Source organism: Citrobacter sp. Cpo065 (genome assembly GCF_030332805.1).
Taxonomy (GTDB): domain Bacteria; phylum Pseudomonadota; class Gammaproteobacteria; order Enterobacterales; family Enterobacteriaceae; genus Citrobacter; species Citrobacter portucalensis.
The window spans coordinates 435,566-460,666 of the sequence record NZ_JAOWHC010000019.1 but is presented as its reverse complement, the minus strand read 5'-3'; the positions used below and the strand labels follow the sequence as shown (position 1 = coordinate 460,666).

General features: G+C 51.9%; 23 protein-coding genes. 7 read left to right on the top strand and 16 right to left on the bottom strand.

What is annotated here, in order from left to right:
• Position 1: 1 nt before the first annotated feature.
• The 10 genes from skp to rpsB all read right to left on the bottom strand — a co-directional run bounded on the left by skp (position 2) and on the right by rpsB (position 11,020).
• On the bottom strand, positions 2-487 hold the full coding sequence (gene skp / locus OGY68_RS02785; RefSeq protein ID WP_016151765.1) for a molecular chaperone Skp: 486 nt from the start codon (positions 485-487) through the stop codon (positions 2-4).
• 122 nt (positions 488-609) lie between these two features.
• Positions 610-3,021 carry an outer membrane protein assembly factor BamA gene (bamA, locus tag OGY68_RS02780; protein WP_057095094.1) on the bottom strand — a complete coding sequence of 804 codons (2,412 nt, stop codon included), beginning with the start codon at positions 3,019-3,021 and terminating at the stop codon, positions 610-612.
• Between the two features lie 29 nt (positions 3,022-3,050).
• Positions 3,051-4,403, bottom strand: a complete 1,353-nt coding sequence (gene rseP, locus OGY68_RS02775; RefSeq protein ID WP_003829173.1) for a sigma E protease regulator RseP — start codon at positions 4,401-4,403, stop codon at positions 3,051-3,053.
• Positions 4,404-4,414: 11 nt separating this feature from the next.
• A complete protein-coding gene (gene cdsA / locus OGY68_RS02770) occupies positions 4,415-5,272 on the bottom strand; it encodes a phosphatidate cytidylyltransferase (RefSeq protein ID WP_008786267.1) in 858 nt (285 codons plus the stop codon).
• Between the two features lie 12 nt (positions 5,273-5,284).
• Entirely contained in the window at positions 5,285-6,043 is a 759-nt protein-coding gene (ispU, locus tag OGY68_RS02765) for a (2E,6E)-farnesyl-diphosphate-specific ditrans,polycis-undecaprenyl-diphosphate synthase (protein WP_008786266.1), read from the bottom strand.
• 187 nt (positions 6,044-6,230) lie between these two features.
• Complete coding sequence (gene ispC / locus OGY68_RS02760; RefSeq protein WP_048227063.1) at positions 6,231-7,427, bottom strand: 1-deoxy-D-xylulose-5-phosphate reductoisomerase; 1,197 nt, start codon at positions 7,425-7,427, stop codon at positions 6,231-6,233.
• A 183-nt stretch (positions 7,428-7,610) separates the two neighbouring features.
• Complete coding sequence (frr, locus tag OGY68_RS02755; protein WP_003018547.1) at positions 7,611-8,168, bottom strand: ribosome recycling factor; 558 nt, start codon at positions 8,166-8,168, stop codon at positions 7,611-7,613.
• A gap of 139 nt (positions 8,169-8,307) precedes the next feature.
• Positions 8,308-9,033, bottom strand: a complete 726-nt coding sequence (pyrH, locus tag OGY68_RS02750) for a UMP kinase (RefSeq protein WP_003018549.1) — start codon at positions 9,031-9,033, stop codon at positions 8,308-8,310.
• Positions 9,034-9,178: 145 nt separating this feature from the next.
• On the bottom strand, positions 9,179-10,030 hold the full coding sequence (gene tsf, locus OGY68_RS02745; RefSeq protein WP_003018551.1) for a translation elongation factor Ts: 852 nt from the start codon (positions 10,028-10,030) through the stop codon (positions 9,179-9,181).
• Between the two features lie 264 nt (positions 10,031-10,294).
• On the bottom strand, positions 10,295-11,020 hold the full coding sequence (rpsB, locus tag OGY68_RS02740) for a 30S ribosomal protein S2 (protein WP_003018553.1): 726 nt from the start codon (positions 11,018-11,020) through the stop codon (positions 10,295-10,297).
• A 449-nt stretch (positions 11,021-11,469) separates the two neighbouring features.
• Between rpsB and map the strand changes: the two genes are divergently transcribed.
• The 4 genes from map (at position 11,470) to OGY68_RS02720 (ending at position 16,402) form a co-directional block, all read left to right on the top strand.
• A complete protein-coding gene (map, locus tag OGY68_RS02735) occupies positions 11,470-12,264 on the top strand; it encodes a type I methionyl aminopeptidase (protein WP_057068237.1) in 795 nt (264 codons plus the stop codon).
• 113 nt (positions 12,265-12,377) lie between these two features.
• Positions 12,378-15,050: a bifunctional uridylyltransferase/uridylyl-removing protein GlnD gene (glnD, locus tag OGY68_RS02730; protein ID WP_003829184.1), complete on the top strand. Its 2,673-nt coding sequence runs from the start codon at positions 12,378-12,380 to the stop codon at positions 15,048-15,050.
• Positions 15,051-15,081: 31 nt separating this feature from the next.
• On the top strand, positions 15,082-15,906 hold the full coding sequence (gene dapD / locus OGY68_RS02725) for a 2,3,4,5-tetrahydropyridine-2,6-dicarboxylate N-succinyltransferase (protein ID WP_003829186.1): 825 nt from the start codon (positions 15,082-15,084) through the stop codon (positions 15,904-15,906).
• A 109-nt stretch (positions 15,907-16,015) separates the two neighbouring features.
• A complete protein-coding gene (locus OGY68_RS02720; RefSeq protein WP_005132126.1) occupies positions 16,016-16,402 on the top strand; it encodes a DUF3461 family protein in 387 nt (128 codons plus the stop codon).
• Positions 16,403-16,496: 94 nt separating this feature from the next.
• Here OGY68_RS02720 and cdaR read toward each other — a convergent pair whose 3' ends face one another.
• The 3 genes from cdaR to dgt form a co-directional block, all read right to left on the bottom strand.
• Entirely contained in the window at positions 16,497-17,654 is a 1,158-nt protein-coding gene (cdaR, locus tag OGY68_RS02715) for a DNA-binding transcriptional regulator CdaR (protein ID WP_003829189.1), read from the bottom strand.
• 148 nt (positions 17,655-17,802) lie between these two features.
• The gene (gene degP, locus OGY68_RS02710) at positions 17,803-19,236 is read right to left on the bottom strand and encodes a serine endoprotease DegP (RefSeq protein ID WP_003829191.1); all 1,434 of its coding nucleotides are present in this window, start codon (positions 19,234-19,236) and stop codon (positions 17,803-17,805) included.
• A gap of 129 nt (positions 19,237-19,365) precedes the next feature.
• Positions 19,366-20,883, bottom strand: coding sequence for a dGTPase (gene dgt / locus OGY68_RS02705; protein WP_057068240.1), 1,518 nt, complete (start codon positions 20,881-20,883; stop codon positions 19,366-19,368).
• A gap of 83 nt (positions 20,884-20,966) precedes the next feature.
• Here dgt and mtnN point away from each other — a divergent pair, with 83 nt between their 5' ends.
• The 3 genes from mtnN to OGY68_RS02690 are packed head-to-tail and all read left to right on the top strand — an operon-like array spanning position 20,967 to position 23,119.
• Positions 20,967-21,665, top strand: a complete 699-nt coding sequence (gene mtnN / locus OGY68_RS02700) for a 5'-methylthioadenosine/S-adenosylhomocysteine nucleosidase (protein WP_003829195.1) — start codon at positions 20,967-20,969, stop codon at positions 21,663-21,665.
• Positions 21,658-22,458, top strand: coding sequence for a vitamin B12 ABC transporter substrate-binding protein BtuF (btuF, locus tag OGY68_RS02695; protein ID WP_003829197.1), 801 nt, complete (start codon positions 21,658-21,660; stop codon positions 22,456-22,458). Before mtnN ends, btuF begins: the two co-directional genes overlap by 8 nt.
• Before the next feature lie 37 nt (positions 22,459-22,495).
• Positions 22,496-23,119, top strand: coding sequence for a TRIC cation channel family protein (locus tag OGY68_RS02690; RefSeq protein ID WP_003829199.1), 624 nt, complete (start codon positions 22,496-22,498; stop codon positions 23,117-23,119).
• Positions 23,120-23,238: 119 nt separating this feature from the next.
• Here the strand turns inward: OGY68_RS02690 and erpA are convergent, their stop codons facing one another.
• From erpA to clcA, 3 genes are read right to left on the bottom strand one after another with little or no spacing between them, the layout of a single operon-like run.
• Positions 23,239-23,583 (bottom strand): iron-sulfur cluster insertion protein ErpA, encoded by a 345-nt coding sequence (gene erpA, locus OGY68_RS02685; RefSeq protein ID WP_032942401.1) that lies wholly within the window; start codon positions 23,581-23,583, stop codon positions 23,239-23,241.
• A complete protein-coding gene (gene yadW / locus OGY68_RS02680) occupies positions 23,576-23,641 on the bottom strand; it encodes a small protein YadW (RefSeq protein ID WP_122973801.1) in 66 nt (21 codons plus the stop codon). Before yadW ends, erpA begins: the two co-directional genes overlap by 8 nt.
• Before the next feature lie 23 nt (positions 23,642-23,664).
• The gene (gene clcA / locus OGY68_RS02675; protein WP_008786259.1) at positions 23,665-25,086 is read right to left on the bottom strand and encodes a H(+)/Cl(-) exchange transporter ClcA; all 1,422 of its coding nucleotides are present in this window, start codon (positions 25,084-25,086) and stop codon (positions 23,665-23,667) included.
• Between the last annotated feature and the right edge of the window lie 15 nt (positions 25,087-25,101).

The following is a 25,101-nucleotide window of genomic DNA, read 5'->3' as shown; positions in this document are numbered from 1 at the left end:
CTTATTTAACCTGTTTCAGTACGTCAGCGGTGATGTCTTTTACATCGCTGCTGTTGTATGCAACGGTGTTTGCGTCAACGACCAGATCAATGCTCTGGCTGTTAGCAACAGATTTCACCGCTGTCTGGATACGAGTAACCAGTTTGCCACGTTCTTCGTTGGAACGACGTGCACGATCCTGCTCGAAAGCCTGAGCTTTCTGAGAGAAAGTCTGGCGCTGAGCCATAACGTCTTTTTCCAGCTTGGTACGATCGCTACCCGCTTTCATTGATTGCAGACGCTGCATTTTAGATTGCAGATCGGATTCCATACGCTGCAGTTCGCTGGCACGGCCTTTGAACTCGTTTTCCAGAGTAGCAGAAACACCCGTCTTCTGTGCAACCTGTTGGAACAGGCTACCCATATTGACGATTGCAATTTTGTCAGCAGCCTGTGCGGACGTTGCCATCGCTAAACCGAGACCTGCAGCTAATAACCACTTTTTCACAATTAACTCCTTACCATCCCATTTGCACCCGAAGGTGCAGTTCTTTGCGTGGCCAGGCGATCCCATGCAAGATCGCCTAAAGTCATCGCTACACTACCACTACATTCCTTTGCGAAGAACAGTTACCAGGTTTTACCAATGTTAAACTGGAACTGTTCCGCTTTGTCTCCATCGTACTTCTTGAACGGCTGGGCGTAGGAGAAAACCAACGGCCCCAATGGGGACATCCATTGTAACGCGATACCCGCTGACATACGGATATTGCTCGGATCACTATAGTCCGGCACATCCGACGGCGCAGATGACGGATCCCAGTTCGTATCCCAAACGGTACCCATATCCCAGAAGAAGGAGGTACGGACCGAGTTAGCATACTTATCGCTGATGAACGGCGTCGGGGTAATAAATTCCAGGCTGGCGACAGCCATGGCGTTACCACCTACCGCATCATCTGATTTACAGCCTGAATCCTGAGTACATTCTTCGTTATCGCCGTCATTCCAGTCTGTGCTAGCACCCTTTTTATAGACCGCTTTCGGACCAATGGTGTTGGACTGGAAGCCACGCACGGTACTGGAACCACCGGCGTAGAAGTTCTCGTAGAACGGCATCTCTTTGCTGCCAATGCCATCCCCATAACCTACCTTGGTACGCCCCAGAACAACCCACTTGTGATCGTCATCGATCGGCACATAGGTCGCGGTATCCATCGACAGTTTGTAGTATTCGTTGTCTGAACCCGGAATGGTGACTTTACCGTTCAGGTTGACACGCGAGCCGTCTGTCGGGAAATAACCACGGTCTAACTTGTTGTATGTCCAACCGTAGTTAAAGGTGAAATCATCAGCGGCAAAACTGCTGGTATCAGCGGATTGTCCCATCGACTCAAGATAACGATCCATCGCAACCTGCGGCTGCATATTGGACAGTTTGTTATGTACATAACCCAGGCCCGCACGCAACGTGTTGTATTCGTTGACCGGGAAGCCCAGCGTCACGTCTGTACCATAACTTTTGTTGGTATAGTCGGACAGGTCTGCATCATCCGCTTCAAAGTCGTTATAGAAGACGCGGCCACCAAGGCTCACACCATCAACAGTGAAGTACGGGTTAGTGACAGACAACTCAGTATAGGTTTGGTAGTCGTTTTTGGTGCCGTTAATCCCAACAGAATAACCGGTACCTAACCAGTTATCCTGCTGAACGCCAGCCTGGAAGCTCACGCCGCTCTCGGTACCGTAACCGACGCCGAAGTTAAAGCTACCGGTGTTACGCTCTTTAACCTTGTAGACCACATCAACCTGATCTGGACGGCCCGGAACACGCTGAGTATCGGTATCAACGGTTTCAAAGTAACCCAGACGGTTCAGACGCTCTTTACCCTGGTCGACCAGATCGCTGCCCAACCATGCGCCTTCCATCTGACGCATTTCGCGACGCAGAACGGAGTCTTTAGAAGTGTCGTTACCTTCAAAACGGATCTTACGCACATAGAAACGGTTACCCGCATCCACGTTTACACGTAATTTAACGGTTTTGTCGGCGTCGTTGATTTCAGGCTGCGACTGAACGCGCGGATAGGCATAGCCATAGCGACCCAGAAGCTTCTTGATGTCATCTTCCATTTTGGTCACTTTGGTGCCGTTATAGAGTTCACCTGGCTCGATCTTCGTCAGGGTCTCAATTTCGGCGGAGTGCCCGGCCAGGTTACCGCTCACCTGAACCCCAGAAAGCTTGTACTGCTCGCCTTCAGTGATATTAACGGTGATGTAGATGCCTTTTTTATCCGGCGTCAGGCTGACCTGAGTGGAATCAATATTGAAGCGAGCATAACCGCGATCCAGATAGTAGCTACGCAGGGTTTCAAGGTCGCCCGCCAGCTTCTGTTTCTGGTATTTACGATCGCCCACCACGTTCCACCACGGCACTTCGTCACGCAACTGGAAGTGAGAGATAAGTTCGTCAGTCGAGAAGGCATGGTTGCCGACGATATTGATCTGTTGGATCTTCGCCGAAACACCTTCCTGGAAGACCAGCTTGAGGTCAACGCGGTTACGCGGCAACGGCGTCACCACCGCTTTCACACTGGCGCTGTACTTACCGACGCTATAGTAGAAATCTTCCAGGCCCTTTTCGATATCGGCAAGCGTTGTGCGATCCAGAGACTCGCCAACACGCACGCCAGACGCCTCGAGGTTTTGCTTCAGCATGTCATCTTTCACCGATTTGTTACCGGAGAAAGTGATGCTGGCAATCGTCGGACGTTCTTTTACCTGAACCAGAAGGGTATCACCATCGCGCAGGACGCGGACATCCTCAAAGTTTCCGGTGGCGAACAGAGCACGAATGGTATTACTGATGTCTTCATCATTAACCGTGTCGCCTGTGCGCACCGGCATACTGAGGAGAGCCGCACCAACGGCGACTCGCTGTAGGCCTTCGAAATGAATGTCCTTCACTACGAACCCTTCAGCACCGTATACGGTGGCGCTGCTAAACAGCAGCGACGCTATGAGCAACTTTTTCATCGCCATCGTTATTATGCGTTCTTCCTAACACTCTCTTACAACCGAGAGAAATCATTGAAAAGTGCAAGCCCCATTAACAACACCAGCAAGATAGAGCCAATGCGATAACTAAAGTCTTGAACCCGCTCGGATACCGGACCGCCCTTCAGCTTTTCAATCGCCAGGAACAGCAGATGCCCCCCGTCAAGAACGGGCAACGGAAACAGGTTGATTATCCCTAAGTTCACGCTGATAAGCGCAAGGAACATCAGGTAATAAATAATCCCGAACTCCGCTGACATCCCAGCCCCCTGGGCGATAGAAATCGGCCCACTGAGGTTGTTCAGTTTTACATCACCGGTAATCAATTTTCCCAGCATACTGACCGTCAGCTTCATCAACTGCCACGTTTTATCCGAGGCTTCGAGGATGGCGCTGAATGGCCCATACTGGCGTACAGTCTTATACTCATCAGGCAGAGGAATAACTTTAGGCACCACGCCCGCAAACCCTTCTGCCTTACCGTTAACCTGTTTTGAATCTGGGGTTAACGTTAAAGACAAGGAACTTCCTTGTCTTTCAATATCTAGCGCTAACGGCGTATCCGGATTATCGCGCACCAGCGTCACGAACGTCATCCATTGCGTCAGCGACTGACCATTGACTTTAACGATCCTGTCGCCAGCTTGCAAACCTGCCTTACTTGCAGCGGAGTTAACCTGCACTTCTGACAGTACCGGTTCAATCTGCGGACCACGCGGACGCATGCCCAAACTAGAGACAGGATCCTCTTTGTCTGGCTCAAATGCCCAATGGCGTAAATCCAGCGTTTTGTCCTGTCGCTGGTTACTGCCAAACTGCGCCACGCTGAGGGTCGTATGCTCATCGCCAATTTTGGATACCAGTTGCAATCGCACGGCATCCCAATCAGGGGTTTCGATGCCATCAACCGCTTTTAGTTCCGTACCCGGCTGAATTTGCGCCTGTGCAGCAATCGAGTTGGGTGTTATTTCACCAACAACCGGACGAACGCCAGGGACACCAATGATAAACACCAGCCAATAAGCAAAAATAGCAAAAAGGAAGTTTGCAATCGGACCCGCGGCGATAATGGCAGCACGTTGTCCAACCGTTTTATTGTTGAAGGCGTAATGGCGCAATTCCGGTGCGACCGGTTCAGCGCGCTCATCCAGCATTTTGACGTAACCGCCGAGGGGAATCATGGCGATGACGTATTCCGTACCTGATTTATCGGTACGCCGCCAAAGCGCTTTTCCAAAGCCAATGGAAAAGCGTTCGACGCGGACTCCGCAGCGCCGCGCAACCCAGAAATGACCAAATTCATGCACGGTGATAAGCACACCAAGTGCGATGATGAATGCAGCCAAATTCCAGAGAATACTCAGCATAAGACCATCCGTTAGAGCGTCCTGAACACCAGTAACAACAGGCAGGCAAAGACCGGTACCGCAGCCGTCAGGCTATCAATACGATCCAGAATACCGCCGTGTCCTGGAATTAAGTGACCACTGTCCTTAATACCTGCTTCACGCTTAAACATACTCTCGGTCAGGTCACCCAGCACGGAGGCCAGGGCTGCAACGATGGAGCAAATGAGCAAGGTGACAGGCGCAACTTCAAGATTCGCCCACATGCCATAACCCCATGAGATTACGGCCGCAGTGGCGAGTCCGCCAAAAAAACCCTGCCAGGTTTTTCCAGGAGAAACCTTCGGTGCCAGCTTATGTTTGCCAAACAGCTTACCAAACATATACGCACCAGAGTCCGCTCCCCAAACGAGGATCATGACATACAGCAGCCATAGCGCGCCACTATAATGATTCTCATCATAGTGCCATGCACGTAGCGCCAGCATTCCCCAAAAGAACGGGACAATGGTTAACACGCCGAAAATTATGCGTAATGTTTTGGAATTACGCCAGACCGACGCAGACCCTGGGTAAAACAATACCAGTAACAGCGCTACGACCCACCAGCCCAGCGACGCCCACAGCGATACTTCAACCAGCGGTTGATGGATATCGCGATGGTATTCTGGCAGCAAAAATAGCATCAGTGCCAGCAATAGCCCGCACAAAACCGCCAGCCAGACTCGCTGCGTACGCGTGGTAAAACCGCTTAACTGTCCCCATTCCCAGGCGGCCAACATACAGACGACCAACGTAACAATGGCGAACCCCACCGGCGGCAGCAAAAACAGCGCCGCGATGACAACGGGTATTAAAACAAAAGCAGAAATCAGGCGATACTTCAGCAAAAGCGACCCCCATCAGGCTTTTTCATCACCGGGTTCGGTGCCGCCGAAACGACGCTCACGATTAGCAAAGGCATGCAGCGCACCTTCAAAGTCTTGTTCATCGAAATCGGGCCAGAGAACATCGGTAAAGTAAAGTTCGGCATAGGCAATTTGCCACAACAGAAAATTACTAATTCGGTGCTCTCCCCCAGTCCTTATCACTAAATCCACAGGAGCCAGCTCATGCATACAAATTTGCTGCCCAAGCATCTCTTCATCGATTTGCTCAGGATGCAGCACACCGTCCTGCACCTGTTGTGCCAGTTGCCTGACTCCCTGGACAATATCCCACCGTCCACCGTAATTCGCTGCAATATTCAGCGTCAACCCGGTATTCTGGGCGGTAATCGCTTCTGATTTGCGAATCCGTTCTTGCAAACGTGAGTTAAATCGACTGATATCCCCGATAATACGCAGGCGTACGTTATGGCGATGCAGGTTTTTCACTTCGCTATCAAGTGCCCACACAAACAGTTCCATTAACGCGCTCACTTCCTGCGCAGGTCGGTTCCAGTTCTCACTGCTAAAGGCATACAGCGTTAACGCATCAATACCGTTATTTGCAGCAAAAGAGACAGCCCGGCGGACGGATTTAGCTCCAGCCTTATGCCCAAAGGCGCGAATCTTCCCTTGCTTTTTCGCCCAGCGGCCATTGCCATCCATGATAATTGCGACATGGCGACAACCATGTGCTGGCAAATTTTCGCTTAATGGTTTAGTTGCAGACAACATAACGCGTTATTAGTCCCTGAAAGGATTTACGGTACTCAGGAATACTGAAGCCTATCCACAAAAAAGCCGTGTCAAACCACGGCTTACCCGACCGAAAAAAAGCAAATACCCGCGATCGGGTGGCGCAGACTATATCACTGAAGCCCAACGCTAACAAATAGCACGATTCTCCGTAGAGGGATTATCATCAGCTTGAGAGTCGCATCACTTCTTTTCTGGCGACTTCCCGCGCGATGGCATCGACCTTCAACACGTCGTCAACGCTCTGCGGTTCCTGCAAATCCATCTTATCCAGTACAGATAAATTGAGATCGGCAATATCGGTAAATCGGATCTGCTGCGCCAGGAATGCGGCAACGGTAATTTCATTCGCGGCATTGAGTGCGGTCGTCGCCGCCTGACCTTGCTCAAACGCATCCATCGCCAGTTTCAGGCACGGATAACGCTGGTAATCAGGTGCGGAAAACGTCAACGCACTGAGTTTGCAAAAGTCGACAGGCTTAACACCGGACGTCACACGTTCTGGCCATGCCATCGTATGGGCAATAGGTGTACGCATATCAGGTTCACCCAACTGCGCCAGAACACTACCATCCTGATAACGGACCATCGAATGAATAACCGACTGCGGATGAATCAGCACTTCCATCTGGCTTGCACTGGCATTAAATAACCAACGCGCTTCAATGTATTCCAGACCTTTGTTCATCATGGTGGCGGAATCGACAGAGATTTTTCGTCCCATCGACCAATTCGGATGACGGCATGCCTGATCGGGGGTCATAGAGACCAGATCGCGCAATGGCGTTTCACGGAATGGGCCACCAGACCCGGTAAGCAGAACTGACATGACGCCGTTTTGCTCAAGGTCAGCGTATCCCAGATTGTGTTGGATAGGTTGCGGTAAACTCTGAAAAATCGCGTTATGCTCGCTATCTACCGGCAAAAGCTGCGCTTTGTGGCGTTTCACGTCGTCCATAAACAGACGACCGCAGGTCACCAGCGATTCTTTATTCGCCAGTAAAATGCTTTTGCTCGCACGAATTGCCGCCAGCGTCGGCAGCAAACCCGCTGCGCCAACAATCGCCGCCATGACCTGATCAACATCATCCAGCGCAGCCATATCACAGGCAGCCTGCTGCCCGCTCATCACCTCGGTACGGCTACCCTGTGCCAAAAGAGTAGCTTTTACCTGTGCCGCGCTTTTTTCATCATCCATTACCGCATAGCGAGGCGCAAACTCCAGGCATTGCTCTACCATACGGGCAACATTTTTACCCGCCACCAACGCAGCAACACGAAATTTTTCCGGGTTATGGCGTACTACATCCAGCGTACTGCAACCAATGGAACCGGTTGATCCCAGGATGGTTAATTGCTTCATCGGACATCCAGAAGAATTTTACTCGTCATACTTCAAGTTGCATGTACGTTGGCTTTACTCGGCCTTTGGCGTCACCGCCTTCCTGCAACTTGAATTATTTAGAGTATGTAGACAGAAAAAAGCAAAACGCCGCCATCCAGCCTTCTCAGGCCTTCTAAGCGGCGTTTTTAGCGTACAGGCGAATCAGAACTGCATCAGTTCTGCTTCTTTCTCTGCCAGCGCCGCATCAACTTTCTTGATTGCTGCGTCAGTCAGTTTCTGTACGTCGTCCTGAGAACGGCGATCGTCATCTTCGCTGATCTCTTTTTCTTTCAACAACGCTTTCACTTTGTCGTTTGCATCGCGGCGTACGTTACGTACCGCAACACGCGCGCCTTCAGCTTCACCACGTACGATCTTGGTCAGATCTTTACGACGTTCTTCGGTCAGCGGCGGCAGCGGAACGCGGATGTCAGAGCCCGCAGAGCTTGGATTCAGACCGAGGTCGGAAGCCATGATTGCTTTTTCAACGGCTGGACCCATAGAACGGTCAAATACGTTGATTTTCAGGGTACGGGAATCTTCAACCGTTACGCTTGCCAGCTGGCGCAGCGGAGTCGGCGTGCCGTAATATTCCACGACAATACCATCCAGCAGGCTAGGAGAAGCACGACCCGTGCGAATTTTGCTGATTTGGTTTTTGAACGCTTCGACGCATTTGTCCATGCGTACTTCAGCATCTTTTCTGATATCGTTGATCACGTTACGAATCCTTGAAAGCTTGTTTCAGTCAGACCATACCCGCCACGCAAGATGTGACAAGTATAGTCTTGATTAATTTTGAGGGACGTATCCCGCGACATTAAAGCGGAATATTACCTGCATTTAGCCGCAACGGGAATTATTCCGTGATTAACGTGCCTTCTTTTTCACCCATAACAACACGGCGCAGTGCACCTGGTTTGTTCATGTTAAAGACACGAATCGGTAATTTGTGGTCACGAGCCAGCGTGAACGCGGCAAGATCCATTACTTTCAGCTCTTTATCCAGTACTTCAGTGTAGGTCAACTGTTCGTACATAGTCGCCGTTGGATCTTTAGCCGGGTCGGCAGTAAATACGCCATCGACTTTGGTGGCTTTCAGAACCACATCCGCTTCAATTTCAATACCGCGCAGGCAGGCTGCAGAATCGGTGGTGAAGAACGGATTGCCGGTACCCGCAGACAAAATAACAACGCGGTTGTTACGCAGCAGGCTGATAGCTTCGGCCCAGCTGTAGTTATCACACACGCCATTCAGAGGAATTGCGGACATCAAGCGAGCGTTCACATAGGCGCGGTGAAGCGCATCGCGCATCGCCAGACCGTTCATTACGGTGGCTAACATGCCCATGTGGTCGCCCACAACGCGGTTCATCCCCGCTTTCGCCAGACCAGCGCCACGGAACAGGTTACCACCACCAATCACTACGCCAACCTGAATACCCAGCTCAACCAGCTCTTTGATTTCCTGAGCCATGCGGTCGAGGATGCTTGCATCAATACCGAAGCCTTCTGAACCTTGCAGAGCTTCGCCACTTAACTTAAGCAGAATACGTTTGTAGACGGGTTTTGCATTGGTAGCCATGTTTCTTTCCTGAGACTGTCAACGAATGAGATGAGTTAATTCCGGCGACATTGTATGTCGCTTTTCAGCATGACCACTATAGCGGTTCGCTGAATTTACAAGCCAGACACAAAAAGAAGCCGCCCTCAGGCGGCTCCTTTAAAAATTAAGACTGCTTGGACATCGCAGCAACTTCTGCTGCAAAGTCAGTCTCAACTTTCTCGATGCCTTCACCCACTTCAAAGCGGATGAAACCAGTTACGTCAGCGTTATGCTCTTTCAGCAGCTGACCAACAGATTTGCTCGGTTCCATGACGAAAGGCTGACCGGTCAGAGAAACTTCGCCGGTGAATTTCTTCATGCGGCCTTCAACCATTTTCTCTGCGATTTCTTTCGGCTTGCCAGACTGCATAGCGATGTCCAGCTGAACCTGGTATTCTTTTTCTACCACTTCAGCGGAAACGTCTTCCGGTTTAACGAATTCTGGTTTGCTTGCAGCAACGTGCATTGCCAGCTGTTTAACCAGTTCTTCGTCAGCGCCAGTTGCAGCAACCAGAACACCGATACGAGCACCGTGCTGGTAGTTACCCAGAACTTCGCCTTCCAGGGAAGCAACGCGACGGATGTTGATGTTCTCACCGATTTTAGCAACCAGAGCAACACGTTCTTCTTCGAACTGTGCTTTCAGAACTTCAACGTCAGTGATTTTGCCAGCAACGGCAGCGTCCAGTACTTTGTCAGCAAATGCCTGGAAACCAGCATCTTTAGCAACGAAGTCAGTCTGGCAGTTAACTTCCAGAATGAAAGCGATGTTGCCGTCGATTTTGGTTTTGATTACGCCGTCAGCAGCAACGTTGCCTGCTTTTTTCGCCGCTTTGATTGCACCGGACTTACGCATGTTTTCGATTGCCAGCTCGATGTCGCCATTAGCTTCAGTCAGTGCTTTTTTGCAATCCATCATGCCTGCGCCAGTACGCTCACGCAGCTCTTTTACCAGGGATGCGGTAATTTCAGCCATTCTAAAATCCTCGGAAGATTTGATCTGCCCGGCATGAAACCGCACAGATTTAAAAGTGAAAAAGGGGGCCATATACAGGCCCCCTAACCAAACGTGATACTACCTGGCCTATATCCGTCATTCTTCCAGCTGCAGGTGCGTTGTTTTCCTTACTCACCCCAGTCACTTACTTATGTAAGCTCCGGGGGATTCGTTGCGTCAACGCCTTCCTGCAACTCGAATTATCTTGGATATATAAGGGGTCGCTCTAACGAGCGTGCCTTATTATTCAGCTTCTACGAAGCTTTCTTCCGCCTGGGAAGCCAGATCCTGAGAACGGCCTTCACGAACGGTAGTAGCTACAGCGCCCAGGTACAGGGTCACAGCACGGATTGCGTCGTCGTTACCCGGGATAACGAAGTCAACACCGTCCGGATCAGAGTTGGTATCAACGATAGCAAATACTGGGATACCCAGGTTGTTTGCTTCTTTGATAGCAATGTGCTCGTGGTCAGCATCGATTACGAACAGAGCGTCCGGCAGACCGCCCATATCTTTGATACCGCCCAGGCTGTTTTCCAGTTTCTCAAGCTCACGAGTACGCATCAGCGCTTCTTTCTTGGTCAGCTTTTCGAAAGTACCGTCCTGAGACTGAGTTTCCAGATCTTTCAGACGTTTGATGGACTGACGAACGGTTTTCCAGTTAGTCAGCATACCGCCCAGCCAGCGATGGTTCACGAAGAACTGGTCGCAGCTGTTAGCAGCTTCTTTCACCGCTTCGCTTGCAGCGCGTTTAGTACCAACGAAAAGGATTTTACCTTTACGAGCAGAGATCTTGTTCAGTTCAGCCAGAGCTTCGTTGAACATCGGTACAGTTTTCTCAAGGTTGATGATGTGAACTTTGTTACGCGCACCGAAGATGAACGGCTTCATTTTCGGGTTCCAGTAACGGGTCTGGTGACCGAAGTGAACACCAGCCTTGAGCATGTCGCGCATGGAAACAGTTGCCATGATTAAAACCTCTATATATAAAAGTTGGGGTTAAGCCTCCACGCATCCCATATTACCGACCCCAAAGGGCACCCCGGAATATGTGCCGATACGTGTGTGTTGTTACACAAAGTGAGATTTGTCGCTCCCGTCCATCGTGTGTAGTCTTCGAATGGATCGGAAGTCCGGCGCGCTTTATACCACAAATACGCCACCGACACCAATAATTGTTGGCGGTCTGTGCTGAATGAACGATGAATTTCGTGTTACAGGAAGGCGGCAAATTTTTGAATCCCCGGGAGCTTACAACCAGTAAGTGACTGGGGTGAAAAAATGTAGCCAACGCATCTGTGGCACGAAAGGCGAAGTTCAGAATGATTCTCAATTTGGCAGCATGTATGCGGGACTGATACCATTGACAGCACTTACACAATTATTGTCGAAATAATCGACACTGATGGACAGAATTCATGGCTATCTCAATCAAGACCCCTGAAGAAATCGAAAAAATGCGCGTCGCTGGCCGCCTGGCCGCTGATGTACTGGAAATGATCGAACCGTTTGTTAAACCGGGCGTCAGCACCGGCGAGCTGGATCGCATCTGTAATGACTATATCGTGAATGAGCAACAGGCTATTTCCGCCTGCCTGGGCTATCACGGCTATCCGAAATCCGTATGTATCTCTATTAATGAAGTCGTGTGCCACGGGATCCCGGACGACGCCAAACTTCTGAAAGACGGCGACATCGTCAACATCGACGTAACCGTGATTAAAGACGAGTACCACGGCGATACCTCCAAGATGTTTATCGTCGGCAAACCTACTATTCTGGGCGAGCGTCTGTGCCGCGTCACACAGGAAAGCCTGTATCTGGCGCTGCGAATGGTAAAACCGGGAATTCGCCTGCGCACGCTGGGCGCTGCAATTCAGAAATATGCGGAAGGCGAAGGTTTCTCTGTTGTTCGTGAATACTGCGGTCACGGTATCGGTCGCGGCTTCCATGAAGAGCCACAGGTTCTGCACTACGATGCAGACGACGGTGGTGTGGTACTGCAGCCGGGCATGACGTTCACCATAGAACCGATGTTGAATGCCGGTGATTACCGCATCCGCACCATGAAAGACGGCTGGACGGTGAAAACCAAAGACCGGAGCTTGTCTGCACAGTACGAGCATACTATTGTAGTGACGGAAAACGGCTGTGAAATTCTGACGTTACGCAAGGATGACACCATCCCGGCGATCATCAAACACGGCGAATAATGTTTTGCCTGATGGCGATGCATTCGCATCTTATCAGGCCTACAAATTGTACTACTTAGTAGGCCGGATAAGGCGTTCACGCCATCATCCGGCTTTTTAATGGGTGGCGCATAATGAATACTCTTCCTGAACAGCACGCAAATACTGCCCTCCCCACCCTGCCTGGCCAACCGCAAAACCCAGGGACATGGCCACAGCAAGATCTCAACTGCTCCGGCATTAAAGCGCATATCGACACCTTCCAGAACTGGTTAGGCGAAGCGTTTGACAGTGGAATTTCCGCAGAACAGCTCATTGAGGCCCGCACCGAATTTATTGACCAACTGCTACAGCGTTTGTGGATAGAAGCAGGGTTCGGGCAAATAGCCGATCTAGCGCTGGTTGCCGTTGGCGGCTACGGGCGAGGCGAATTGCACCCGCTTTCCGATATTGACCTGCTGATCCTGAGTCGTAAAAAGCTGCCTGATGCGCAGGCCGAGAAAGTCGGTGAGCTGTTAACGCTGCTATGGGACGTGAGGCTGGAGGTTGGGCATAGCGTGCGTACGCTGGAAGAGTGTCTGCTGGAAGGATTGTCAGATTTAACCGTCGCCACCAACCTGATTGAAACTCGCCTGCTGATCGGCGATGTGGCGCTGTTTCTGGAGCTGCAAAAGCATATTTTTAGCGAAGGTTTCTGGCCTTCCGACAAGTTTTACGCTGCCAAAGTGGAAGAGCAGAATCAGCGCCACCAGCGCTATCACGGCACCAGCTACAACCTGGAGCCGGACATCAAAAGCAGTCCCGGCGGCCTGCGCGATATCCATACCCTGCAATGGGTGGCCCGCCGCCATTTTGGTGCCACCTCACTGGACGAAATGGTCGGCTTCGGCTTTTTGACACTGGCAGAACGCGCCGAGCTAAATGAATGTTTGCATATCCTGTGGCGGATTCGCTTCGCCCTGCATCTGGTCGTTAGTCGTTACGACAACCGCCTGCTGTTTGACCGCCAGCTCAGCGTGGCGCAACGGCTAAACTACGGCGGCGAAGGCAACGAGCCTATCGAGCGGATGATGAAAGACTATTTCCGCGTCACCCGACGGGTCAGCGAACTGAATCACATGCTGTTGCAACTGTTCGACGAGGCGATCCTCGCCATGCCCGCCGATGAAAAACCGCGCCCGATTGATGACGACTTCCAACTGCGCGGCACGTTGATCGATCTGCGCAACGACGATCTGTTTATCCGCAAACCCGAAGCGATACTGCGGATGTTTTACATCATGGTGCGTAACAGCGCGATCAGCGGGATTTACTCCACCACGCTGCGCCATTTGCGTCATGCCCGCCGTCATTTAACGCAGCCGCTGTGCTACATCCCGGAAGCGCGATCGCTGTTTCTCAGTATGTTACGCCATCCGGGCGCGGTGAGCCGCGGTCTGCTGCCGATGCATCGCCACAGCGTGTTGTGGGCCTATATGCCGCAATGGTCGCATATTGTCGGCCAAATGCAGTTTGACCTGTTTCATGCCTATACGGTGGATGAACACACCATCCGCGTAATGCTCAAGCTGGAAAGTTTTGCTAACGAAGAGACCCGTCAGCGCCATCCGCTATGCGTGGATCTATGGCCGCGTCTGCGACAGCCGGAGTTGATTCTGATTGCCGCGCTGTTCCACGATATCGCCAAAGGTCGCGGCGGCGATCACTCGGTGCTCGGCGCTCAGGACGTGCTCAAATTCGCCGAACTGCACGGCCTGAATTCCCGCGAAACGCAGCTGATCGTGTGGCTGGTGCGCCAGCATTTGCTGATGTCGGTGACCGCTCAGCGCCGCGATATTCAGGATCCCGAAGTAATTAAGCAATTCGCCGAAGAGGTACAAACGGAACACCGTCTGCGCTTTTTGGTGTGTCTGACCGTCGCGGATATTTGCGCCACCAACGAAACGCTGTGGAATAGCTGGAAGCAAAGCCTGCTACGCGAGCTGTACTTCGCAACGGAAAAACAACTCCGTCGTGGCATGCAAAATACGCCGGATATGCGTGAGCGTGTACGCCATCATCAGCTTCAGGCGCTGGCGCTACTGCGAATGGACAACATTGATGAAGAAGCGTTGCACCACATCTGGTCACGCTGTCGCGCCAACTACTTCGTGCGTCACAGCCCAAATCAGCTGGCCTGGCATGCGCGCCATCTGTTGCAACACGATCTCAGCAAGCCGCTGATCCTGCTCAGCCCACAGGCCACGCGCGGCGGGACGGAGATTTTCATCTGGAGCCCTGACCGCCCTTACCTGTTTGCCGCCGTCTGTGCTGAACTGGACAGGCGTAATCTTAGCGTCCACGATGCGCAGATTTTCACTACCCGCGATGGGATGGCGATGGATACGTTCATCGTGCTGGAACCGGACGGCAGCCCGCTGTCTTCAGACCGACATGAAGCGATCCGTTTTGGACTGGAACAGGCCATCACGCAGCGCAGTTGGCAGCCACCGCAACCGCGTCGCCAACCGGCAAAATTACGCCACTTTACCGTCGATACTGAAGTTACCTTTTTGCCGACCCATACCGACCGAAAATCATTCCTGGAGCTTATCGCTCTCGACCAGCCCGGCCTGCTGGCGCGGGTCGGGCAGATTTTTGCCGATCTGGGAATTTCGCTGCATGGCGCCCGAATTACAACCATTGGCGAGCGAGTAGAAGATTTATTCATAATCGCCACCGCCGACCGGCGCGCCCTTAATAATGAGCTGCAGCAGGAAGTGCATCAACGGTTGACAGAGGCCCTCAATCCAAACGATAAAGGGTGATGTTTTTATTTATTATGGAAAGAGTTTAACAATGCAGCAGTTACAGAACGTTATTGAGTCCGCTTTCGAGCGCCGTGCCGACATTACTCCGGCAAATGTAGATACCGTAACCCGCGAAGCGGTGAATCAGGTTATTTCTTTACTGGATTCCGGTGCACTGCGCGTCGCAGAGAAGATTGAGGGTCAGTGGGTCACGCATCAGTGGCTGAAAAAGGCGGTCCTGCTCTCTTTCCGTATTAACGATAATCAGGTCATCGAAGGTGCGGAAAGCCGTTACTTCGATAAAGTACCGATGAAATTCGCCAACTACGACGAAGCGCGCTTCCAGAAGGAAGGATTCCGCGTAGTTCCGCCTGCGGCCGTGCGTCAGGGTGCGTTTATCGCCCGTAACACCGTGCTGATGCCATCTTACGTAAACATCGGCGCTTATGTTGATGAAGGTACGATGGTTGATACCTGGGCAACAGTCGGTTCCTGTGCGCAAATCGGTAAAAACGTACACCTGTCCGGCGGCGTTGGCATCGGCGGCGTACTGGAGCCGTTGCAGGCTAACCCGACCATCATCGAAGACAACTGCTTCATCGGCGCGCGCTCTGAAGTGGTTGAAGGCGTGATCGTCGAAGAAGGTTCTGTTATCTCCATGGGCGTGTACATCGGTCAGAGCACCCGTATTTACGATCGCGAAACTGGCGAAGTGCATTATGGTCGCGTTCCGGCAGGCTCCGTGGTCGTCTCCGGCAACCTGCCGTCGAAAGATGGTAAATACAGCCTGTACTGCGCGGTGATTGTGAAGAAAGTCGATGCCAAAACGCGTGGCAAAGTGGGAATCAACGAACTGTTGCGCACTATCGACTAACAGCGATTTGAAAAAGCGGGCTTAGCCCGCTTTTTTTACATCTGCGAGTGGCATAAACAAGGCTTTTCGTTAATTATTCAATGGTTATAGTGAGCTTAAGGGTACCGCTATGTATGACAATCTGAAAAGTCTGGGCATTACTAATCCTGAAGAGATCGATCGTTACAGCCTGCGGCAAGAAGCCAACAACGATATCCTGAAAATCTATTTCCAAAAGGATAAAGGCGAGTTTTTTGCCAAGAGCGTGAAGTTCAAATATCCCCGTCAGCGCAAAACGGTGGTAGCTGACGGCATCGGCCAGGGTTACAAAGAAGTGCAGGAGATCAGCCCCAACCTGCGCTATGTGATCGATGAACTGGATCAGATCTGCCAGCGCGATCGCAGCGAAGTCGATCTTAAACGCAAGATCCTTGATGATTTACGCCATCTCGAAAGCGTCGTGACCAACAAGATCAGCGAAATTGAAGCCGATCTGGAAAAACTGACGCGTAAATAAGCCGTTTGTTGCCGGATGGCGGCGTCTTACGCCTTATCCGGCCTACAGGTATATCCTCGTAGGCCTGATAAGCGTAGCGCCATCAGGCAATTAATCAATGCTGTTCATCCAGTTGTAACGCCACATACAGCAGCAGTCGGTCGTCAAAATTCCCCAGATCCAGCCCGGTCAGTTCTGAAATACGATTCAGGCGATATTCCAGCGTATTGCGGTGAATAAACAGTGCCTTTGAGGTGGCCAGCGGCTGGACGTTATGACGAAACCATGCCGCCAATGTCCGACGCAGCAACCCATTGTTATCCATCGCTTTCAGTCTCACCAACGGACGCGCCAGCTCATTAGCCTGCCAGCCACCGCGCAGGCTGTCCAGCAGTACTGGCAGCATCAAATCCTGATAGAAATAGCTACGGCTTTCCGGCATCCGCTGCTTGCCGACCATCATGGTGGTGCGCGCCGTACGATACGAACGGGCAATGCTACCGGGCCCGGTAAAATAGTTGCCCAGCGACACGCGAAAACGCAGCTGTCCGTTCTCTTTCATACGGGCAATAAGCTGCTCAACGCGCTTACGATGATCTTCAGCGTCCCAGCGGCCAAACTGATTGAGCGCCGGTTTCAGCACCACCATCTCGGTCAGAGAGACAATCGCAATCAGATTATTACGTTCGGGTGTGGTCAACGCATTCTGCAATTGCTGTAACTCCGCCATCGCACTGTCAACGCCAAGCTGGCCACTATCGACCTCCAACACCGCCACCACGCGTGGCTGGTTCAGATCAATGCCCAGCCGCTGGGCCCATTCCATCAGCGCCGGTGTATTCTCTTCCGCCTGAATCAGGTTCATCACCAGCTCTTCACGCAGACGGCTATCCTGCGCTAACAGATGCATCAAGCGCGACTGTTCCAGCATCATTTCGGCGGTCATACACACTAACTCGCCGTATTTGCGCAGATGCTCCGGCTCGCCGGTAAGGCCGATAACGCCAACGATTTCGCCTTCAAGACGCAGAGGCAGGTTTATCCCCTGTCGTACACCGTGCAAGTGACGTGCCACCGCATCGTCGATATCGACCACCCGACCCTGCGAAAGCACCAGCAGCGCCCCTTCGTGCAATTCACCAATACGTTCGCGATCGCCGCTGCCGATTATCCGCCCACGGGCATCCATTACGTTGATATTGGTATCAATGATGCGCATGGTACGCGCCACGATATCCTGCGCCATTTTGGTATCAAGATGCCAACCAGCCATAAACCCCTCCTGTGAGCAGAGCTCAAGCATAGGGAAGATAATAAGCGGCGACATTGTGCAATTGCACAAAGCGAAAGGGAGAAGTATGGAGTTGTGGGAAGTATCACAAAAAGAAACCCCTTCCTGTGCAGGAAGGGGTTGAGGGAGATTACTGCATCAACAGATAGATGGAGCTGTCACCGCGCTGAATGTTCAGCGCCAGTACAGCCGGTTTGCTGTCGAGGATTTTGCGCAGTTCAGCGATGTTTTTCACCGGCTGCTGGTTCGCGCCGATAATCACATCCCCTTTCTTCAGGCCAATCTGTGCAGCCGGAGAATTCGGTTTCACGTCGCTTACCACGACACCTTTGTCCTGGCCTTTGTTGCTCATATCGGCACCTTCGATGCCTTTAAAGATAGAGCTGGAGTCAACCTGAGTCTGGCTGCTCTGCTGCAATTCCAGGTTCACGGTGACCGGCTTACCGTCACGCAGCAGACCCAGGGTGATTTTGCTGCCAACCGGCATCGTACCGACCTGCGCACGCAGGGCGGCGAAGCTGCTGATAGGTTTGCCGTTCAGGGAGGTAATCACATCCCCGGCTTTAATCCCCGCTTTCGCTGCGGAAGAGTTCGGCATCACCTGGCTGACGAATGCGCCACGCTGGGCGTCAACTTTCATCGCTTTCGCCAGCTCAGAGCTCAGCTCGGTACCCATAATGCCCAGCTCACCGCGTTTAACCTGGCCAAACTCAACCATCTGCGAGGTCAGGTTTTTCACCATGTTGCTTGGGATCGCAAAACCGATACCGATGTTACCGCCGTCCGGTGCGAGGATCGCGGTGTTAATACCGATCAGCTCACCGTTCAGGTTGACCAGCGCACCACCGGAGTTACCCCGGTTGATCGCAGCATCCGTCTGAATAAAGTTTTCGTAGTTCTCCGCGTTCAGGCCACTACGTCCCAGCGCAGAAACAATACCAGAAGTCACCGTTTCACCAAGGCCAAACGGGTTACCAATTGCCACGGTGTAATCACCCACGCGCAGCGCATCGGAATCTGCCAGCTTAATCGCCGTCAGGTTTTTCGGATCCTGAATTTGGATCAGCGCGATATCGGAGCGCGGATCTTTACCCACGATCTTCGCGTCAAATTTACGACCATCGCTCAACTGAACTTTAATCACCGTGGCGTTATCTACCACGTGGTTATTGGTCACGACATACCCTTTCGCGGCATCAATAATTACGCCGGAACCGAGTGCCATAAATTTCTGCTGCTGGCCGCCGCCATTGTCAGCGCCCGGTGCGCCGCCCTGGCAGAACGGAGAACTCTGGAACGGAGAACCGTCCTGGCAGAACGGTGAATTATCACCGAAGAACTGCTGGAAATTACGCGGCATGCGCGGCGTATTTACCGTCGTGCTCCCCTCGACGTTAATACTTACCACCGATGGCATCACTTTTTCGAGCATCGGGGCCAGGCTTGGCATCTGTTGGGCGGTCATTGCTGAAGACGACGTCTCAGCCGCTGTAGCAGACAGGGGGGACAACGCCAAACCTAAACTCAGAGCCAGTGCACTCATTGCTAATGTGGTTTTTTTCATGTGTTTCGTTCTCGATTAACAGGTAACGCAAAATTGCTGTATACGTCAGAGTCGTTTTATAGCGCTAAGTTCCAGAATTAAGTTTAAGGAAAAAGTAAAATTTTATTGTCCGTCTTTACAAATGAGTATTTATTGTTCTACGGCCATCAAGCGACGATATTCATCCCAGGCATACAAATCTGTCATTCCGCTGATATAATCCTGAATCAGCCGGCAGCGATAATAATATTCCAGAACCGAATACTCGGCGCACCCCGTCGATATTTTACTAACCGCCTCAACATACGCAAGACGATGGCGGGTAGACAACTTCTGAAATAAACGGGACTCGATAGGAAAACGTTTTACTCTTTCATTGTCGACCAGTTCAGAAAAATCTGACTGAGACATTTTTAATAACGGCTGATAGATCTCCAGCAACCCGCTGATCACCCGATAGCCCTGTAGTTCCAGTTGTTCAACATCCGGATGGCTAAACACATGTTTTACCGCCACATTTTTATAAACACCCAGTAACTGGCTGAAGCTACTTGCATCTTCTAGCAGCGCATGATTAAAGCTGCCTTCATAAATCTGCGGCAAATTATCAATAAACCGCTGGGCCGCATATGGCACCAGTTTATTCAGCGTATTGACGCGTAAATACATAAAGAACTGATCTTCGGTACTCCGGCTTAATGTATTTGAACGTGACTTCTCCCAGGCGTTCTCAACAACCTGGCTAAACAGGGAACCTTTTTCAGGCTGCCCCCACGCCTCATACAGGTGGTGATAAAGTTGCTCGACGCTAAAGATTCTTTTCTCAACGGCATCTTCCAGATCCGCCACGCAATAAGAGATATCATCGGCAGCTTCCATAATCCAGGTTAATGGAAAGCGACTGTAAGGCTCTAATGATAATTCTTTACGCAACCGCTCAATATACGGTTCTTCAGAAAGGTAATAACCCGGCTTCTTCATTAAATAGTTGTGTGTCTCGGGTGCACTGCCGCGCCACCACGCCGGACGGGTATATTTTAAAATACCGCCAACCTGCGCCCAGGTAAGGTTCATACGCATCAACGTATGCACAAGGCGAATACCCTGCGCATTGCCTTCAAAATGGCACAGGTCCTGGCGTACCTTACGGCGAATATCATTCAGCGACTCTTCGCCTTCACGCAACCGTAATGCCGTCACCTGGCAACGGTCATCACTTAGGGGCTGACTTTCTGCGTCTGCGGGATACAGCCGCTGGCGAAACCAGTCATTAATTGCCGCCTCCCCAAAATGGCCAAACGGCGGATTACCAATGTCATGCATCAGGCAGGACATTTCGACAATACTCTCAAATGGCCCTGTCAGTTCATCCAGGCCATACTGCTCCAGCAGCTTTAGTTCTTTCAGTCGGCTGAGGATCTCTTTCGCGATATAGCGCCCAACCTGCTGAACCTCCATCGAGTGCGTCAAGCGCGTGCGTACTGCCGCATTACGCTCCAGCGGAAAGACCTGCGTTTTTTGTTGCAGTCGGCGAATGGCCGGTGAATTGATAATACGTCCGCGATCGCTTTCGAAAATACGCAGGATCTCATGCTCAGTCTTCACGCCCTGCGGCGAACGGTAACGACGATGCCAGTTTATTTTTTTTCGGAAATCGATCTGTGCCATGTCCTCTCCCGCCTGAGAAATGCGCTACCCCTTAAGCGCATGATAGACTATGCCCTCAAATCTGGCTTATCGCGAGTAAATCTATGAAAATCGGCATCATTGGTGCAATGGAAGAAGAAGTTACGCTGCTGCGTGACAAAATCGAAAACCGTCAGACCATCGCGCTCGGCGGTTGTGAAATTTACACCGGCCAACTGAACGGTACAGAGGTTGCGCTGCTGAAATCGGGTATCGGTAAAGTGGCTGCGGCACTGGGCGCTACGCTGCTGCTTGAACGCTGCAAGCCGGACGCCATCATTAATACCGGTTCTGCGGGTGGCCTGGCCTCTACGCTGAAAGTCGGGGATATCGTAGTTTCTGACGAAGCGCGCTATCACGACGCCGACGTCACTGCCTTTGGCTATGAATTTGGTCAGCTACCGGGCTGCCCGGCTGGTTTTAAAGCCGATCCTGCGTTGATTGCTGCCGCAGAGTCTTGCATCGCCGAACTCAATCTGAACGCCGTTCGCGGACTTATCGTCAGCGGCGACGCATTCATTAACGGTTCCGTGGGGCTGGCTAAAATTAAGCATAACTTCCCACAGGCGATTGCCGTTGAGATGGAAGCGACCGCAATTGCGCACGTTTGCCACAACTTTAACGTGCCATTTGTCGTGGTTCGCGCTATCTCTGACGTTGCCGATCAGCAGTCCCATCTCAGCTTTGACGAATTCCTGGTGGTTGCCGCGAAGCAGTCAAGCCTGATGGTTGAAACGCTGGTACAGAAACTGGCGCATGGCTAAATTACTCTCCAGGGCGCTGGTCGCCCTGCTTTTCACTCTCCCGGCGTTCCTTTACGCCGCGCCGCGTGTTGTGACGCTTTCTCCTGCCAATACTGAACTCGCTTTTGCCGCTGGCATTACCCCCGTTGGCGTCAGCAGCTATTCAAACTACCCGCCAGAAGCCAAAAATATTGAGGAAGTCTCAACCTGGCAAGGGATGAATCTTGAACGTATTGTGGCGCTGAAACCTGATTTGGTCGTCGCCTGGCGCGGGGGAAATGCTGAGCGGCAGGTGAATCAACTGACCTCTCTGGGAATTAAGGTCATCTGGGTGGATGCCGTTACCATTGAGCAGGTTGCCGATGCGCTACGCCAATTAGCAGCATGGAGCCCCAAGCCTGAACAAGCTAAACAGGCGGCGCAAACCATGCTTGATGACTATGCTTTACTTAAATCTCAGTATGCCAACAAACCGAAAAAACGCGTGTTTCTCCAGTTTGGTGCCAATCCTCTGTTTACCAGTGGAAAAGGTTCTATTCAGCACGAAGTTCTTGAGGTATGCGGCGGAGAAAACATCTTTGCCGGTAGTCGGGTTCCCTGGCCGCAGGTTAGCCGTGAGCAGGTCCTGGCACGAGCCCCCCAGGCTATTGTTGCCACAGGCGGTCCGGGTGAAACTCTGAAAATTGAGCAATACTGGGGAAACCAGCTAAAAATACCCATTATTACACTTAATAGTGACTGGTTCGAACGCGCGAGCCCGCGTATTATCCTCGCCGCAAAACAACTCTGTAATGCGCTTTCACAGATAAATTAGCGCCTGCCCCCACCAGGTCTGTTGTGAGGATTTAAAAATGCTCGTCTATTGGCTTGATATTGTCGGCACCGCGGTATTTGCAATCTCTGGCGTATTACTGGCCGGAAAATTACGTATGGATCCGTTTGGCGTCCTGGTACTCGGCGTGGTTACCGCCGTTGGTGGTGGAACGATCCGCGATATGGCGCTGGATAATGGACCGGTTTTTTGGGTTAAGGATCCGACCGATCTGGTGGTGGCGATGATCACCAGCATGCTGACGATCCTGTTGGTACGTCAACCAAGACGCATACCGAAATGGATCCTTCCGGTGCTGGATGCCGTTGGTCTGGCTGTGTTCGTGGGTATTGGGGTCAACAAGGCATTTCTCGCAGGAACAGGGCCTCTGGTGGCGATTTGTATGGGGGTGATTACCGGCGTTGGTGGTGGGATCATTCGTGATGTGTTAGCTCGTGAAGTCCCGATGATTTTGCGCACCGAGATCTACGCCACAGCCTGTATTATCGGCGGGATCGTGCATGCGACAGCGTTTTATACCTTTGATGTTTCACTGGAAAACGCCAGTATGATGGGGATGATTGTCACGCTGCTGATTCGGCTTGCCGCCATTCGCTGGCATCTGAAATTGCCGACGTTTGCGCTGGATGATAACGGGCGTTGATATGACGATACAGAACATGTAGGCCGGATAAGGCGTTTACGCCGCTATCCGGCACATTGCCCGGTGGCGCTACGCTTACCGGGCCTACAACATCAGACCATCAGTATTACAGACAGCAATCAGATGCTGAAAGAAGAACCACACCCGCAGGTGCTTTTCGCATTCGGGTTAGTCACAACGAAGCGGGAACCTTCCAGACCTTCGGTATAGTCAACCGCGCCGCCCACCAGATATTGCAGACTCATCGGATCAACGACCAGACCAACACCTTGTTTCTCAATGGTCATATCACCTTCATTGATCTGATCATCAAAGGTGAAACCGTACTGGAAACCGCTGCAACCACCGCCAGTGATATACACGCGTAATTTCAGATTCGGGTTATCTTCGTCAGCGATCAGGCTTTTAACTTTATTGGCTGCTGCTTCAGTAAATTGCAGTGGCAGCGCTACGTCATCACTCATATTTTGCTCCAAACGACATCGGCAATTGGGTAAATTTCAACCCAATATTTTGGGCCATTATCTAATACCCTGGTATTTCGTTCAAGTATTCTCGCCAGCGGCAGTACCCTGGCTTTTTGCCGCCTGCTCCGCTTCCTGTTTTGCCAGCGTACGAGCGAGGATAGTCGAGTATAGCGGCTTTCCGCCCATAAATTGGGCTAATAGTGTTGCGCCAAGACAGGTAATAATCATTGGCAAAATGAGCTGATAGTTATCGGTCATCTCCAGCACCAGTACAATACCTGTTAGCGGCGCACGCACCGAAGCAGCCAACAAAGCCCCCATTCCGGCAATGGCAAAGGTTCCGGCCTCCAGATGATACTGCGGAAAAGAGGCCGCCGCAGCCATACCGAACGCCGTACCAAGCAACGTCCCCAACGCCAGCATCGGGGCAAAGATCCCACCGGGCGCGCCGGATGAGAAGCACAGCAGCGTGGTGACGACCCGGGTGATAAATATAAACAGCAGTAGACCGACGCTAAAATTGCCTGCTGCGGCAATCGGGATCAGGTTAAAGCCACCGCCTGCCGCTTCAGGTTGAATTAATCCCAGGATACCGCACAGACCGCCGATCGCGCCGCCCATCAGCACCCATTTTTTAATTTCACCGCCGTGAAAGCGCTGGAACATATCCTGGGTGCGCAACACCATGGTGTTGAACAATGGCCCGACACAGCCAAAAATAAGCCCGAGCACGAGATACAGCCACAGCGTATTCACCGGCGCATTAGACAGTTTCCCGACTTCAATTATCGGGGCTTCACCGTTGAAAACACGAAACACAATGCTAGACATAATAACGCCGGTAAACACGGCTTTGATCGACACAAGGTTATAGCGAAACTGCGGGCGCATCTCTTCAATGATGAACAGGATCCCCGCCAGCGGAGCGTTAAACGCCGCCGAAAGGCCCGCAGCCGCACCGGTAGCCAATAAGGTATGTCGCGCTTCGGCGCTACGCATGCGGAAAATATCCAGCACCATGCGCCCGAGGTTACCGCCAATCTGCACGGTCGGACCTTCACGCCCAAGCACCATGCCAGCACCCAGCGTGCCCATGCCGCCGATAAATTTCACCGGCAGGACACGCCACCAACGCACAGGTCGCAGCTCTTCCAGCGCACCTTCAATCTCTGGGATCCCCGAACCACCGGCTTCCGGCGCAAATTTACGCACCAGGAAATAGCCGACCATCGCCAGCAACGCCGAGAGAATAAACGCCAGCGGCCACAGCAGAATGTCATGGTCCGCAACCTGAGCCAGCGTGCCAATGCGCTGATTCTGCACCCAGGTCACCGCTTTCTCAAATGCCACGCCAACAAGCCCTGTCACAGTACCCACTACTGCAGCCATCAACAGGATCGCCAACGGCGTTTTGTCTCGTTCCAGGAGACGACGAATTTGATCCCTGCGGCGTAAACGCACAATTTGCTGTGCTTCAAAAGAGGGAGTGTCTGTCTTCATCAGATGATCATTAAT

What these genes read in the sequence shown, in the direction of transcription:
- bamA (WP_057095094.1), bottom strand. Translation starts at nt 3,021, where the DNA reads ATGGCGATGAAAAAGTTGCTCATAGCGTCGCTGCTGTTTAGCAGCGCC.
- rseP (WP_003829173.1), bottom strand. Translation starts at nt 4,403, where the DNA reads ATGCTGAGTATTCTCTGGAATTTGGCTGCATTCATCATCGCACTTGGT.
- ispU (WP_008786266.1), bottom strand. Translation starts at nt 6,043, where the DNA reads ATGTTGTCTGCAACTAAACCATTAAGCGAAAATTTGCCAGCACATGGT.
- ispC (WP_048227063.1), bottom strand. Translation starts at nt 7,427, where the DNA reads ATGAAGCAATTAACCATCCTGGGATCAACCGGTTCCATTGGTTGCAGT.
- pyrH (WP_003018549.1), bottom strand. Translation starts at nt 9,033, where the DNA reads ATGGCTACCAATGCAAAACCCGTCTACAAACGTATTCTGCTTAAGTTA.
- tsf (WP_003018551.1), bottom strand. Translation starts at nt 10,030, where the DNA reads ATGGCTGAAATTACCGCATCCCTGGTAAAAGAGCTGCGTGAGCGTACT.
- rpsB (WP_003018553.1), bottom strand. Translation starts at nt 11,020, where the DNA reads ATGGCAACTGTTTCCATGCGCGACATGCTCAAGGCTGGTGTTCACTTC.
- map (WP_057068237.1), top strand. Translation starts at nt 11,470, where the DNA reads ATGGCTATCTCAATCAAGACCCCTGAAGAAATCGAAAAAATGCGCGTC.
- glnD (WP_003829184.1), top strand. Translation starts at nt 12,378, where the DNA reads ATGAATACTCTTCCTGAACAGCACGCAAATACTGCCCTCCCCACCCTG.
- dapD (WP_003829186.1), top strand. Translation starts at nt 15,082, where the DNA reads ATGCAGCAGTTACAGAACGTTATTGAGTCCGCTTTCGAGCGCCGTGCC.
- OGY68_RS02720 (WP_005132126.1), top strand. Translation starts at nt 16,016, where the DNA reads ATGTATGACAATCTGAAAAGTCTGGGCATTACTAATCCTGAAGAGATC.
- cdaR (WP_003829189.1), bottom strand. Translation starts at nt 17,654, where the DNA reads ATGGCTGGTTGGCATCTTGATACCAAAATGGCGCAGGATATCGTGGCG.
- degP (WP_003829191.1), bottom strand. Translation starts at nt 19,236, where the DNA reads ATGAAAAAAACCACATTAGCAATGAGTGCACTGGCTCTGAGTTTAGGT.
- dgt (WP_057068240.1), bottom strand. Translation starts at nt 20,883, where the DNA reads ATGGCACAGATCGATTTCCGAAAAAAAATAAACTGGCATCGTCGTTAC.
- mtnN (WP_003829195.1), top strand. Translation starts at nt 20,967, where the DNA reads ATGAAAATCGGCATCATTGGTGCAATGGAAGAAGAAGTTACGCTGCTG.
- btuF (WP_003829197.1), top strand. Translation starts at nt 21,658, where the DNA reads ATGGCTAAATTACTCTCCAGGGCGCTGGTCGCCCTGCTTTTCACTCTC.
- OGY68_RS02690 (WP_003829199.1), top strand. Translation starts at nt 22,496, where the DNA reads ATGCTCGTCTATTGGCTTGATATTGTCGGCACCGCGGTATTTGCAATC.
- erpA (WP_032942401.1), bottom strand. Translation starts at nt 23,583, where the DNA reads ATGAGTGATGACGTAGCGCTGCCACTGCAATTTACTGAAGCAGCAGCC.
- clcA (WP_008786259.1), bottom strand. Translation starts at nt 25,086, where the DNA reads ATGAAGACAGACACTCCCTCTTTTGAAGCACAGCAAATTGTGCGTTTA.